The organism is Pararhodobacter sp. (genome assembly GCF_034676545.1).
GTDB lineage: Bacteria > Pseudomonadota > Alphaproteobacteria > Rhodobacterales > Rhodobacteraceae > Pararhodobacter.
In genome coordinates this window covers 3,126,639-3,139,486 of sequence record NZ_JAUCBZ010000015.1, presented here as the reverse complement: position 1 = coordinate 3,139,486, position 12,848 = coordinate 3,126,639, and the positions used below count along the sequence as shown (strand labels likewise).

Here is a 12,848-nt window from a genome sequence, read left to right as displayed (position 1 = left end):
GCAAACCAGCTGGCATTTGTCAGTCTGGCCCGTTTTCGAATCAGTGTGTGGTTGCTCTGACCCCGGTCAGGAAGCAGAGCAGGCACGATGATGGGCACGTTTCGGGCGAAAGCCCCAGAAGGATCAACCTCATTCCAGAAGCGGCGCAGGGCCGTTCGCGCAGGGCTTGTGGCATCGGTCGCGGCGTTGACGCTTGCGGCGGGGTGCTCGCAAACCAGCAGTGACCGGACCTCGACCGGGCTGTATCGGTTCCTCGGCAGCGAGCGCAATCCCGGCATCGAGACATTGGAAAACACGGTGCAATACGCCGTTGTCCCCGCCTCGCGGTCGATGGTGAGCGCGCCTCAGGCGCTGGTGGTTTTCGAGCGCAATCTGGGCGGTGCCATCGAACAGCGGATCGTCTTGCCAAATGACACAACCGTCAGCGGCGACAATGTGTTGCACGTCCGGGCGCAGACCTCGGACAGTTCGCGGCTGGATCAATTCGATTTTGATGACCTGTCGGCCCGGTTCGGCGGAATGCCGTCGCCGTTCGAGCGTTTGAGCGCGTCGGGTCTGAATTCGGGAACGGATTCGCTGGGCAGTTTTGTCTATGGCACCGAAAATATCGGCACCGGCACGGTTTGCGTTCTGGTCATGCGCCGGCTTGGCGTGGGGGCGCGGCCCTTGCCGCGCGGCACGCGGGCGCTGGATGTCGTGATGCGCAATTGTGTGAACGGCACGGTTCAGGATGCCCTGGCCCCGATGAGCGAGCGGGCGCTGGGGGTGAGCGGGACGGCGCAGAGCGGGATCCACTCGTTGTCGCCATACGCTGCGCCACAGCCGTAACCCATGACGATCAGTAAAAGTCAGAATTTACTTAAAGAGTTTAACAAGGATACGCAGCAATGGCCAAGTTGATCGGGACAAAAGCCCTCTCGCTGGCGGGGATCATGAACTTGCTTTTGTGGGTGTGCTTGACGGTGCTCTTGGCGGCGCTGGTCAGTGTGCCGACATCGATTCAAGTGCAGGCAACCCTGGGCATCGCGGCGGTGATCGTTGTCGCGTTGCTCAAGATCATTGCCATGGACAACATGGTGGCACGGTTCGCGATGATGGCCATCGCCTCGACCCTGGTGATGCGCTACTGGTTCTGGCGCGTGACCGAGACCCTGCCGCCCCTCGACGATCTGATCTCGTTCATCCCGGCGTTCATGCTGCTGGCGGTGGAGACCTATGCGATCGGCGTGTTCTTCCTGTCGGCCTTCATGACCGCCGACCCGATCCGGCGCGGCCTGCCGCCCAAGGTGGCGGCGCGCGATCTGCCGACGGTCGATATCCTGGTGCCGTCGTATAACGAACCCATCGAGATGCTGTCGGTGACCCTGTCGGCGGCCAAGAACATGCATTACCCGCCGGAAAAGCGCAAAGTGATCTTGTGTGATGATGGCGGCACCGATCAGCGGTGCAACCATGAGGATCAAGAGCTTGCCGAGCGCGCCCGCAAGCGCCGTCGCGATCTGATTGCGCTTTGTGCCGAATTGGATGTCGTCTATTCGACGCGCGCAAGAAACGAGCACGCCAAGGCGGGCAACATGTCGGCGGCGCTGGAAAAGACCGACGGCGATCTGGTCGTGGTGTTTGACGCCGACCACGTTCCCAGCCGCGATTTCCTGGCGCGCACGGTGGGTTTCTTTGTCGAAGATCCGAAACTGTTTCTGGTGCAGACGCCGCACTTCTTCCTGAACCCGGACCCGATCGACCGAAATGTCGGCCTGCGCGACGATTGTCCGCCGGAAAACGAGATGTTCTATCACCTCAGCCACCGCGGGTTGGACCGTTGGGGCGGCGCGTTCTTTTGTGGCTCGGCCGCCGTTCTGCGCCGTGCGGCACTGGACGAGGCGGGCGGTTTCGCCGGTGAGACGATCACCGAGGATGCCGAAACCGCGCTGGAAATCCACCGCAACGGCTGGAAGTCGCTGTATGTCGATCACGCGATGATCGCCGGGCTTCAACCCGAGACTTTCGTGTCCTTCATCGAGCAGCGCGGCCGCTGGGCGACCGGCATGATGCAGCTGCTGATCCTGAAAAATCCGTTGTTGGGCAAGGGTTTGAGCCTGACGCAGCGGCTGTGTTACCTCAATTCGATGACGTTCTGGCTGTTCCCGCTGGTGCGCATGACCTTCATTCTGGCACCGCTGGCGTATCTGTTCTTCGGGCTGCAGATCTTTGTCGCCACGATCGAGGAAGTCGCGGTGTATATGACCAGCTACATGGCCGTGAACTTCATGATCCAGAACGCGCTGTATGGCCGGGTGCGCTGGCCGCTGATCTCGGAGGTCTATGAGACGGCGCAGGCGCCCTATCTGTCCAAGGCGATCTTCAAGACGGTGATGAACCCGCGCGGCGCCAAGTTCAACGTGACGGCCAAGGACGAGATCCTCGAAGAGGATTTCGTGTCGCCGATCTACAAGCCGCTGGTGCTCATTTTTGTGCTGACGCTGCTGGGTGTGGTCGCCGCCGCGATCCGCTGGGTGATGTTCCCGGGCGACCACAGCATCATCATGGTCGTGGGCGGTTGGGCCATTTACAACTTCTTGCTGGTTGGCGCGGCGTTGCGCTCGGTCGCAGAGCGCCAGCAGCGGCGCGCCGTGCCGCGCGTGCCGACCAATATCCCCGCGACCATCGCCCTGGGCACGAACGACCCGGTGTTTCAGGCGGCGACGGTGGTTGATGCCTCGACCTCGGGGTGCCGGATCGTGATGCGGTTGCGCACCGGCGCGGATGGCACCAGCGGGCGCATTCCGGTCAAGGACGAGACGTTCTTCTTCACGCCGGAATTCCCGAAATCGCCGCATCTGGAAAACGCGGTGCGGGTTCAGGTTCAGACCGTGACCCGCGAAGGCGAATCCGTGGCGCTGGGTGTCAAATTCGACCCGACCCAACCGATGATCGTGCGCGAAACCGTGGCGCATATGATCTTTGGCGACAGCGCGTCCTGGGAAGCGATCCGTGAAACGCGGAACCGGCGGATGGGGTTGCTGGTCGGCATGGCCTATGTGGTCAAGCTGTCGGTGCAGGGCATTGTGGAAACGATCAAGGCGCTGGCGGCGGAACCCGCGCGGCTTGAACGCCAGCGCAACCGCGCGCAGGAAGTGGTCGTGGTCAACAGCACGCCCGCGCATCTGCTGGCGTTTGGCGAGGCCTTCGATCCGCTCCCGTCCGAGCGCCCCGTCTCGCTGCTGCAAGCCGCGATCGCGCAAAACACCGCGCCCCGGGGTCCGGGCACGCCCAACGGCACGCCGCATGGCGCGGGTACGCAAAAGGGAACAGTGTGATGCGCGTCTTTGGTTTTCCGCTGAAATCGGGTGTTTACGCAGCAGTTGCAGCCATCGCGCTGCTGTCGGGTGGGCAAACATCGGCGCAGACGCTGATCCCGCTGCCGCTGGAGGGTCCCACCGATGACACCACCGCCGCCGAGTTGGAACGTCTGAACGCCATCCGGTTCGAAGAGGAACAGCATCGCGGGACGCATGTCGAGCCCGCCGCGATTGATCGCTCGCTGCTCAGCCCGCTGCGCCCCATCGAGGCCCGTGGCAGGCCCGGCGGGCAGTGCCTTGCGGTTTGATGGCGAGAGCCGCACGCTGGATTTCGCGCTGTTTGTCCCCGATCCGTCGCAGATGCACGCGCTGCGGGTTTCGACCCTGTCCTCGATCAACGTGCTGCCGGAACGCTCGCGCTTTCGGGTGTATATCAACGACACATTGGTCGGTGAATTGCAGCTGAACAACGTGACCGAATTTGGCGCGGTGGATTTCCCGGTCGGGGCCTCGGTTATGCTGCCGGGGCAAAACCATGTGCGGATCGAACTGGTCCAGTATCACCGGATTTATTGCGGGCCCGAGGCCTCTTTTGCGCTGTGGTCGGACATTGACCTGGCCAATTCGGGCGCGGTCCTGTCCTCGGCCGAGGGGATTTCGGGTCAGGATGGGTTCATGATGGGCATCGCGGCGGCGGCGGCGATTGGTTCCGGTATCGAAATCCGGGGCGCCGATGGGCTGATCGACTACCGCGACGCCTGGATCTCGCAAATCACGCAACGCATTTCGGCGGCCTTGGGCGGCGATCCGATCCCGTTCCGGTTCACCGAATATTGGAGCGTGCAGGGCGAGATGCGTTCGGCGGCGCGGATCACCTTCTTGCCGAGCACCGTCACACGGCTGTCGTTCCGCACCGCGGGCGATGGCGCGCAGGTCATGGTGGTGGAGTTCATCCCCGGTGAGCGGCCACAGGCCTTGCCGGAGTTCGAGAACATTCTGCCCCGCGTGGCAGAGCGCCGCCAGCCGGTGCTGATTGACACCGAACGCCCGGTTGCCCTGTCCGAGTTCGGGTTCACCACCACCGAAGTGCGCGACCGCTACGCCCTGATCGAACAGCGGTTCCGCCTGCCCGAGGATTACGTCGTCCTGACCAATGCCAAGGCCGAACTGGCGCTGGATTACATCTATGTGCCCAACCTTCCCGAAGGCGCGATGCTGTTGGTCCATATCAACGGCGAAAACGTGCGCCTGCTGCCGTTGCGGGGCGAGGCGGGGGAATTGATCGAGCAATTCCCGGTCCGGTTCGAGGCCCGCTTGCTGCGTTCGGGCATCAACACCCTGGCGTTCGAGACCATCATTCCCGGCGCACCCGCCGATCTGCCATGCCCGACGCAAGACGCGGCGATGGTCGCGGTGGGCGAAGCCTCGAGCTTGATGGTGCCGTTCAGCCCGTCGATGTACATGCCCGACATGCATATCGCCTTCGCCGGCCTGACGCCCGAAAGCGTTCTGACCAACGATATGTCGTCGCGGTCCTTTGATGACAATGATGTCGTGACCTTGCGCGCGGCGCTGTCGGGCGGCGAGGACCCGCAGGCGGCAACCCTGCATCCGCGCCTGCATCTGCTGTCGATGGATGATCTGGGTTCGGTGCCGCTGGGCGGCTATCAATTCAGCCGTCAAGCCATCGAGGCGGCGTTGATGTCCGAACCGGCGGCGATTGCCGGCCTTTCCATCGGCGACTGCGCGGCCCAATTCGTTGCTGACCCTGACCGAGCGCACCGAATTCGACCGCCGCCCTTGCGCGCGGCTGGGAGTGGCTGCGCGGCGGCTTCGAGGCGACGTTGCAATGGCTGCACCCGCGCTCTGGCGCGCGGCTGGAGCAATGGTTGACCGAGCAGAACGGCCAGGCCGCCCTGATCCAACTGGACCCGACCCAGCCCAACCAGGTGTGGATGGTGCGCGCGCCGGGCAGTGACATCAGCGCCATTGCCTCGGCCTTTGTGGCGGCCCGGACCAACGCCGAAGGGCCACGCGGGCAGCTGTCGATCCTCGACAACAACGGCATCTGGCAAAGCTGGATCGCGCCGGACCGCCAACCCGTCTTGCTGGAGCCAGTGACGCTGGGCAACGTACGGTTTGTGCTGGGGAATTTTGTCTCGGCCATGCCTATTCGCTATGTGACGGGGTTGTTTTTCCTCGCCCTTATTTCGGCGCTCTTCGCGCTCAGACTGGTTATTTCGACGCGGGAGCACAGACAATGAACCGACGCCATTTCTTGTCCTTGATGGGTGCCGCGCCGGCCTTTGCCGCGGCGGGCGTCTCGGGCGCAGCGGCCCAAGGCCTGTTGCAGACCGGCGACCTCAGCGAGACTGCGAGACCCGTGTGGGAGGCGTGGAAAAGCGCCTATTTGCAACCCGACGGACGGGTTGTCGATGGATTGCAGCACAACGCCAGCCACTCGGAGGGGCAGGGCTACGGCGCTGTTCTGGCGACCGAATTCAACGATCACGAAGCGTTCCGCCGGATCCTCGACTGGACGGAAAACCGCCTCTCGGTGCGCGGCGACGGGTTGCTGGCCTGGCGCTTCTTGCCGGGCGAGACCAACTCGGTGCCCGATATCAACAATGCCTCGGACGGGGATTTGTTTTACGCATGGGCGCTGGTTCGGGCCTCGCGGCGGTTCAATGACCGCACCTACCTGACCCGCGCGATGCAGACCGCACAGTCCCTGGCGGCGCGCTGCATTGCGCCGAACCGGGCGAATGCCGATGAAGTGCTGTTCCTGCCCGCCGCCCAAGGCTTCGTGCACAACGACCGCATCGTGTTCAACCCCAGCTATGTGATGCCTTTGGCGCTGCGCGAGGTGGCGGCGGCGACGGGGGTTACCGAACTGGCGCTGGCCGCACAAAATGCCGAGGCCATCCTGCTGCGGCTGGCGCAGGCCGGACCGGTTCCCGATTGGGTGCAGGTCACCGCCCGCGGCATGACCCCCGCCCCCGATTTTTCGGCCAACGCCGGCTATGAGGCGATGCGCGTGCCGCTCTATCTGGTGTGGTCGGGCTTGAACCGCCACCCCGCCGTCGGACAAATGCAGCGCATTTACGAGCGCACGGTTCAGCCCGGCGTGCCCGTGCCGACCGTGTTGGAGCCCGTGTCGGGCACCGTGTTGGAGGCCAGCAATGACCCCGGCTACCGGGCGCTGGCGGCGCTGATTTCCTGCGCGGGCAGCGCCGGACAATTTGGCTCGTTGATGCCGCCATTCGATCCGACTCAACCCTATTACCCGGCAACATTGCAGATGTTCGCGATGATTGCCGCCAATCAGGTGACCCCAGAATGCGTGCCAATCTGATGAACAACCCCTTGAACTCGCGGCATGGTTTGCGGGCCTGTGCCAAAACGCTGGCGGTCGTGATTGCCCTCGGGGCCGTTGTGCCCTCACCCGGTCTTGCGCAAAGTGCCGAACCGGGGGCCGAGGATCTGCGCGCCTTGATCTACTATCTCGATCACGACGACCAGCGCTCGGTTCAGGCCGAAATGCGCCGTCTTCGCGCCGAGTTTCCGCGGTGGACGCCGCCGGGGGATGTGAACCAGCTGCGGGCCATGGCCTCGAGCGCGGTTGCCTCGGTGGATGTGGCGCCGATCTGGGCGCGCATCGAGCGCAATGACTTTGCCGGGGCGCGGGTCTTGATTGATCAGGCGCGGAGCCGGGTGCCCGGCTGGTCGCCCGATGCCGAGATGCTGCGCGTGTTGGAAACCAATGAATCGCAGGCCGCCTTTGACGAGGCCTACGCGCGCCGCGATGTTTCGGCCGCTGTCGCCGCCGCGCGCCGGACCCCGGCGTTGATGCGCTGCGACCGGATCAACAACGCCTGGCGGATGGCAGAGCTTTATGAGCTTTCGGACCAGACGCAAAATGCACTGGGCACATACCGGGGCGTCCTGACCTCGTGCACGCGGATTTCGGATGTGCAACCGACGCTGGAAAAGGCCAACAATATCGCATCGTTGGCGGAAATCACCGCGTTGTTTGACGTCGCGCGTCAGGCCAGCGGCGCCAATGCCGAACGCTTGAACCAACTCGAAGCCCGCTTGCGGGCCGGGCGCGGCGGATCGGCATCGACATCGGCAACGGCGCGCGCACCGGCACGCCAGGCCGCGACCACCGCACCCGCCCCGGCGCGCACCGAGGCCCCATCGGCCCCGGTTGCGGCGGTGTCCTCGCCCGCCGCGCGGAGCGGCAGCCTGCCATTGCGCGGCGACAGCCGCTTGGCCCAGACGCGCGCGCTCAAGGAGCGCGGCAACTGGGCGGGCTGTCTGGCGGCCTCGACCAATCCGCAGTCGATCGAGATCCTGTATGAACGCTCATGGTGCGCCTATAATCTGGACCGCGCCGGCGAGGCCTTGTCCGGCTTCACCACCACCGCACAAAGCGGCGCGGGACTGGGTGGCGACGTGCCGCGCGACAGCCGTTTCGGCATGATTCTGGCCTATTTGGCGATGAACATGACCGAGGATGGCGCGCGGATTGCAGCCAGCACCAACCTGACGCAGCAACAGCGACTCGAGGTCGAATCGACGATCCTCGATCAGCGCGGCGTGCGGGCCTATCATCAACGCGACTATCAACAGTCGATTGCCTATCTGACGGCGTTGGAGCAGATCAACGGGTCTTTGCGTCGCGATCTGGCGATGCTGCGGGCCTACGCCTATATGAACAATGGCCAGAACAATGAAGCGATGGCCGAATTTACACGGTTGCACGGCGAGTTGGCGACTGATGAGACGCGCGGCGCGATTGCGTCGTTGCGCGGCATCATGAGCGGCGGCTAGGCGCCCGGTGCATGCGGTTGATCCTTCATCTTGGCGCACAGGGCACCGATGATGAGGTGATCGCCGCATGGATGGCGGAAAACCGTGCGCATTTTGCCGCGAATGGCCTGTGTGCACCCGCGCCTGACGCCTTTCTACAGGCGATTTCCGCGGCTTTGGACGACCCAAAGGCCGACCCCAAAACCCGCGAAGAGTCCGTGTTGCGCGGGCTGGGGGCGTCAGGTGCCCGTCGCTGGCTGTCGGTCAGCGCCCCCGGTTTGCTGGGCGCGGCATCCGATATTCTGACCCCTGAGGGGTTCTATGTGCGGGACGTCGCGCGTCGGCTGCACGGGCTTGGCACCTTGTTTTCGCGCTGCGAGGTGACGCTGTTGCTGGCGATCCGCAGCGCCTCGGGGTTCCTGCCCGCCGTGCTGCCTGACGCACCCGAGGCTTTGGCGGAGCGTTTGTCCCATCTTGGCGGCGACACGCTGCCCTGGGCGCAGTTGGTGCGCACGATCCGGCGTCAGATACCACAGGCGCGGCTGGTCGTGTGGCGGCACGAAGACTTTGAGAGCCAGTGGCCGCGGATCCTGTCGCTGATGGCCGGACCGGTGACCAACGCGCCCCCCGCGGGCTTGTTGCGGATCGCGGCGCGGGGCTTGTCCGCGCAAGTGCAACTGCGGTTGCAGCGGTATTGCGCCGCCAATCCGCCCGCAAGCTTCGGGCACTTGCGGCGTGTGGTCGCGAGCTTTGGCGCGCATTATGGCCTGTCACAGCCCCCAAACACCGAGGCACCTTTGCCCGCCTGGGCGCTGCGCGAATTTGCGCGGCTGGATCAGGGGTATGCCACCGAGTGGGCTGATATTGTCGGGCAAACGGGTGTCCGCGCCCTGCAAGCGACACCGGCCGGTTAGATCGGCGGGTCCACGAGTTCGCGGGTTTTCACCAAGGCGACGAGCGCCCGGCGATCGCCCTGCGCGCCGGCGGATTGCGCGGCTTGCGCCAGATCGTCATCATGCAACGAGCGCCCGACCGAGGCCAGAAATTGCCCCGCGTAGCGCAGACGCTCGGGTTCCGACGGGCCCAGCAGCAGGTCGCGCACCATGCGCAGATCATCGCGCAGCGCCAGCGGATCGGCACCGCTGTTGCGATCCGGGCGCATCGTTGCGTTGTGCAGCCCCAGCGACCGATCAATGGCGGGCAAATCGGCGTTTGGATGCACATCAGCCCCGGTCAGCGCGGTCAGATGTTGCGTCATGCTGACGGGTTTGAGCAAAAAGGCATCCGCCCCCGCCGCGCGCGCCGCGCGTTCCAGCGTCGGATCGCCGCTGATGGCGACAATGCGTCCGGTGCGATTGTCCTCAACGGCGAGTGCGGCGATCAGGTCAAGGCCCGACCCATCGGGCAGACCCAGATCAATCAGCACGATATCGGGGCGATAAACCTTCAGGTGCATTGCCGCTGCCGCCAGGGTTTCGGCGCGCCGCAATCGGATCCCGGCCCGACGGCAGATCAGCCGAACGGCCTCTGCCGCGAGGCGACTGTCCTCGACGAGCAGCATCGTGCGGGGCGAAATGGCGAAACCGGTGCCAACAGCGGCAAAGGGCACAGGGATGGGCAGGGGGGCAGGCGTTGGTTCAGGCATGGTGACACCTCGGTTATTTCCCTCAGCTTGGCGCAAATTGCCTAATGCACCGTTAAGGCCGCATCAGGCTTTCCGCGCGTCCTGCGTCCCTGCGGTGCTTGCATTTTGCGGCGTGGAGTCTATGTCCTTGCGCAAAGCAAAGAGAGGAAGCGCCATGATCGGACGTCTGAACCATGTGGCTATTGCCGTCCCGGACCTCGAGGCGGCAGCGGCGCAATACCGCACGGTCCTGGGGGCGGATGTCGGCCCGGCCCAGGATGAGCCCGACCACGGCGTGACGGTGGTGTTCATCACGCTGCCCAACACCAAGATCGAGCTGCTGTATCCTTTGGGTGAGGCCAGCCCGATCACCGGTTTCCTTGATAAGAACCCCGCCGGCGGGATCCATCACATCTGCTATGAGGTCGAGGATATTCTGGCGGCGCGCGACAAACTTCTGGCCGAGGGGGCGCGCATTCTGGGCAGCGGCGAGCCAAAGATCGGCGCCCATGGCAAGCCGGTTTTGTTCTTGCATCCCAAGGACTTCAACGGCTGTCTGGTTGAGCTGGAGCAAGTGTGATGCCAGCGTTTTCAGCCTTTATCGTCTACGGGTTCGTCTGGTTTCTGACGCTGCTGGTCATCTTGCCGCTGCGGTTGAAAACTCAGGGTGAGATGGGCGAGGTCACACCCGGCACGCCCTCGTCGGCACCCTCCAACCCGCAGATCCGCAAGAAAATGATCATCACCACGGTGGTGGCGACGCTCCTGTGGGCGGGGATCGTCTGGATCATCCTCTCGGGCGTGGTGACGGTTGAAAACATGGATGTCATCAACCGCTGGATCCACAGTTAAGCGCGCAATCGGTGGTACAGATGGGTGAAGGTGGCCGCCGCGACCACCGGCATGAACAGGTTGACCACCGGAATGCTGAGTGGCACCGCCATCAGAACCCCGGTCGTCCACAGCCGGAACCGATTGTCGCGGCGCATGGCGTGGGCGGCCTGTGGCGGCAGGCGGCGCAGGGCGATCATGGTGAAGTACTCGCGCGATAGCAGGTAGCCGTTGATCAGCCAGAGCGCGATCATCCCCAGCCCGCCCGAGAAAATGAACAACACCATCCCCAGCAGATTCAGCGCCACCAGGACGCCGAAATAGCGCAGCGAATTGACCAGCGAGGTCAGGAACGGCGCGCGCGGGGCTTGCGGAAGTTGCGCATAGTGGCGGGCTTCGACGGCGTCGGCCACGTCATCCAGAAACAACCCGGTAAAGGCCGAGGCCACGGGCACCATCAGGAAGATCGACAGCACCAGCATGAAGGCCAAGGACGCAAAAGAGAGCAGCGTCGCAATGCCGTGCACCTCGCCGACCCAGAGCAGGGTCAGGGCATCAGGGGTGAAGATCTGCACGACCATCAGGACCGCCGCATACATGGCAAACAGCAGCGCAATGGCGAGGGCCAGGCCGAACCAGAGGGCGCGGCGGAATTTCGGGTCGCTCCACTGGCCGAATGCGGCGGCAATCGCGCCCAGGATCATGTATCAAGCCTTTGAATCAGCGCCGAAACATCGGGGCGCGGGCGGTCGGTGACGGGGGTGTCGCAACTGCCAAGATGCACGAAACCCGCGATCTGCTCATGGGGTTGCAGGCCAAGCCCGGTTTCCAGGAATGCGCGGTCAAAGGCCGCCCAGCCGGTGATCCAGGCCGCCCCCCAACCCGAGGCCAGCGCGGCATTGACCAGGCTCAGGCAGACCGCACCGGCCGACAGCAATTGCTCGATCTCGGGGACATTTTCCGAGGGTTTGGGCGACAGGACCACGGCCACGATCAGCGGCGCATTGGCCCAGGTCTTGGCGGCTTTCTCGATTTTCTCGGGCGCGATGGTCAGGGCCGGGCCGCGTTCGAGGATCAGGTCGGACAGGCGCTGCCGGGCGGCGCCGTCAATGATCAAAAAGCGCCACGGCTCGAGCTTGCCATGATCGGGAACGCGGGTGGCCGCGGTCAGCAGATGTTCCAGCGTCGCGGCATCGGGGGCGGGCAATTTCAGCGCAGCAGCGGGCCGTGAGCGGCGCGTGAGCATGAAGTCCAGCACGGGATTGGGGTGGTTTTGGGTCATCGGATCCTCCAGCCTCTCAGATCGCAACTTTGGCGTCGGGTTTCAAGGTCATGTCGCGGGGCGGCCTGCGCCGCATGGCTTGTCCTGCGCGGCGTTTCCAGTATCACTGTCGGGCCGCGTTTGGCACGCAAGGAAAGGGATCGCGAATGCTCATGGCTGATCTGGGCGATATACGCCTGCATTATCAATTGGATGGCGACCCGGATGGGGTGCCACTGGTGTTCGCCAATTCGCTGGGAACCGATTTGCGCCTGTGGGACAAGATCATTCCCCTGTTGCCCGAAGGTCTGCGCATCTTGCGCTATGACATGCGCGGCCACGGGTTGTCCGACGCGCCGCCTGCGCCTTACACGATGGGCGCGCTGGTGCGCGATCTGGAGCGCTTGATGGACCATCTGGAGATCCGCGACGCGGTGCTGGTGGGGCTGTCGATCGGCGGTCAGGTCGCGCAGGGGCTGGCGGTGAAACGGCTGGATTTGTTGCGCGGCCTGGTGCTGTCGAATACCGCGGCGAAGATCGGCACCAAGGACGCCTGGCAGGAACGGATCGACACGGTGCGGGCCGGCGGGATCGAGGCGCTGGCCGATGGCGTGATCGAGCGCTGGTTCCCGGCGGCCTTCCGCGCCACGCCCGAATGCCACGCGTGGCGCGCGATGCTGGTGCGCACCACGCTCGACGGCTACGCGGGCTGCATCGCGGCGCTTGCGGGTGCGGATTTCTACGTGACAACCGCCAGCCTGCGACTGCCGGTTCTGGGCATTGCGGCCAGCGAGGATGGCTCGACCCCGCCCGATATGGTGCGCGAAACCACAGACCTTGTTCCGGGGTCGAAATTTGCGCTGATCCGGGACGCCGGGCATCTGCCCTGCATTGACCAACCTGTTGCCTATGCCGAGCATCTGAGCCGCTTCCTGCGCGGGATCGGCCATGTTCAGGCATAGGTATGACATTCGCGGATTGTTGAAAAATGAACAGTTCAGGGGGGGGGTCTAGATAT

At 64.3% G+C, this 12,848-nt stretch carries 14 protein-coding genes; 11 read left to right on the top strand and 3 right to left on the bottom strand.

The features are described 5' to 3' along the window. Positions 1–87: 87 nt before the first annotated feature. From VDQ28_RS18840 to VDQ28_RS18805, 8 genes are read left to right on the top strand one after another with little or no spacing between them, the layout of a single operon-like run. The gene (locus VDQ28_RS18840; RefSeq protein WP_323037389.1) at positions 88–828 is read left to right on the top strand and encodes a hypothetical protein; all 741 of its coding nucleotides are present in this window, start codon (positions 88–90) and stop codon (positions 826–828) included. A gap of 59 nt (positions 829–887) precedes the next feature. Continuing rightward, the gene (bcsA, locus tag VDQ28_RS18835; protein WP_323037388.1) at positions 888–3,317 is read left to right on the top strand and encodes a UDP-forming cellulose synthase catalytic subunit; all 2,430 of its coding nucleotides are present in this window, start codon (positions 888–890) and stop codon (positions 3,315–3,317) included. Beyond that, positions 3,317–3,607, top strand: a complete 291-nt coding sequence (locus tag VDQ28_RS18830) for a hypothetical protein (protein ID WP_323037387.1) — start codon at positions 3,317–3,319, stop codon at positions 3,605–3,607. Before bcsA ends, VDQ28_RS18830 begins: the two co-directional genes overlap by 1 nt. Continuing rightward, positions 3,597–5,192, top strand: coding sequence for a cellulose biosynthesis cyclic di-GMP-binding regulatory protein BcsB (locus VDQ28_RS18825; protein WP_323037386.1), 1,596 nt, complete (start codon positions 3,597–3,599; stop codon positions 5,190–5,192). Before VDQ28_RS18830 ends, VDQ28_RS18825 begins: the two co-directional genes overlap by 11 nt. After that, the gene (locus tag VDQ28_RS18820; protein ID WP_323037385.1) at positions 5,189–5,563 is read left to right on the top strand and encodes a hypothetical protein; all 375 of its coding nucleotides are present in this window, start codon (positions 5,189–5,191) and stop codon (positions 5,561–5,563) included. Before VDQ28_RS18825 ends, VDQ28_RS18820 begins: the two co-directional genes overlap by 4 nt. Next, positions 5,560–6,654 carry a glycosyl hydrolase family 8 gene (locus tag VDQ28_RS18815; RefSeq protein ID WP_323037384.1) on the top strand — a complete coding sequence of 365 codons (1,095 nt, stop codon included), beginning with the start codon at positions 5,560–5,562 and terminating at the stop codon, positions 6,652–6,654. The genes VDQ28_RS18820 and VDQ28_RS18815 overlap by 4 nt, the downstream gene beginning before the upstream one ends. Continuing rightward, a complete protein-coding gene (locus tag VDQ28_RS18810) occupies positions 6,639–8,135 on the top strand; it encodes a hypothetical protein (protein WP_323037383.1) in 1,497 nt (498 codons plus the stop codon). Before VDQ28_RS18815 ends, VDQ28_RS18810 begins: the two co-directional genes overlap by 16 nt. 11 nt (positions 8,136–8,146) lie before the next feature. Then, positions 8,147–9,028: a hypothetical protein gene (locus VDQ28_RS18805; protein ID WP_323037382.1), complete on the top strand. Its 882-nt coding sequence runs from the start codon at positions 8,147–8,149 to the stop codon at positions 9,026–9,028. Here the strand turns inward: VDQ28_RS18805 and VDQ28_RS18800 are convergent. Beyond that, positions 9,025–9,759 (bottom strand): response regulator, encoded by a 735-nt coding sequence (locus VDQ28_RS18800; protein ID WP_323037381.1) that lies wholly within the window; start codon positions 9,757–9,759, stop codon positions 9,025–9,027. The two genes, VDQ28_RS18805 and VDQ28_RS18800, sit on opposite strands and share 4 nt — an antisense overlap. A 154-nt stretch (positions 9,760–9,913) precedes the next feature. Here VDQ28_RS18800 and mce point away from each other — a divergent pair, with 154 nt between their 5' ends. Beyond that, positions 9,914–10,318, top strand: a complete 405-nt coding sequence (gene mce, locus VDQ28_RS18795) for a methylmalonyl-CoA epimerase (protein ID WP_323037380.1) — start codon at positions 9,914–9,916, stop codon at positions 10,316–10,318. After that, entirely contained in the window at positions 10,318–10,590 is a 273-nt protein-coding gene (locus VDQ28_RS18790; RefSeq protein WP_323037379.1) for a DUF1467 family protein, read from the top strand. The genes mce and VDQ28_RS18790 overlap by 1 nt, the downstream gene beginning before the upstream one ends. Here VDQ28_RS18790 and VDQ28_RS18785 read toward each other — a convergent pair. Together VDQ28_RS18785 and VDQ28_RS18780 are read right to left on the bottom strand one after the other, a co-directional pair. Beyond that, on the bottom strand, positions 10,587–11,273 hold the full coding sequence (locus VDQ28_RS18785) for an EI24 domain-containing protein (RefSeq protein WP_323037378.1): 687 nt from the start codon (positions 11,271–11,273) through the stop codon (positions 10,587–10,589). The two genes, VDQ28_RS18790 and VDQ28_RS18785, sit on opposite strands and share 4 nt — an antisense overlap. After that, on the bottom strand, positions 11,270–11,851 hold the full coding sequence (locus VDQ28_RS18780; RefSeq protein WP_323037377.1) for a nitroreductase: 582 nt from the start codon (positions 11,849–11,851) through the stop codon (positions 11,270–11,272). The genes VDQ28_RS18785 and VDQ28_RS18780 overlap by 4 nt, the downstream gene beginning before the upstream one ends. 146 nt (positions 11,852–11,997) lie before the next feature. Here VDQ28_RS18780 and pcaD point away from each other — a divergent pair, with 146 nt between their 5' ends. Next, entirely contained in the window at positions 11,998–12,792 is a 795-nt protein-coding gene (gene pcaD, locus VDQ28_RS18775; RefSeq protein WP_323037376.1) for a 3-oxoadipate enol-lactonase, read from the top strand. Positions 12,793–12,848 lie beyond the last annotated feature (56 nt).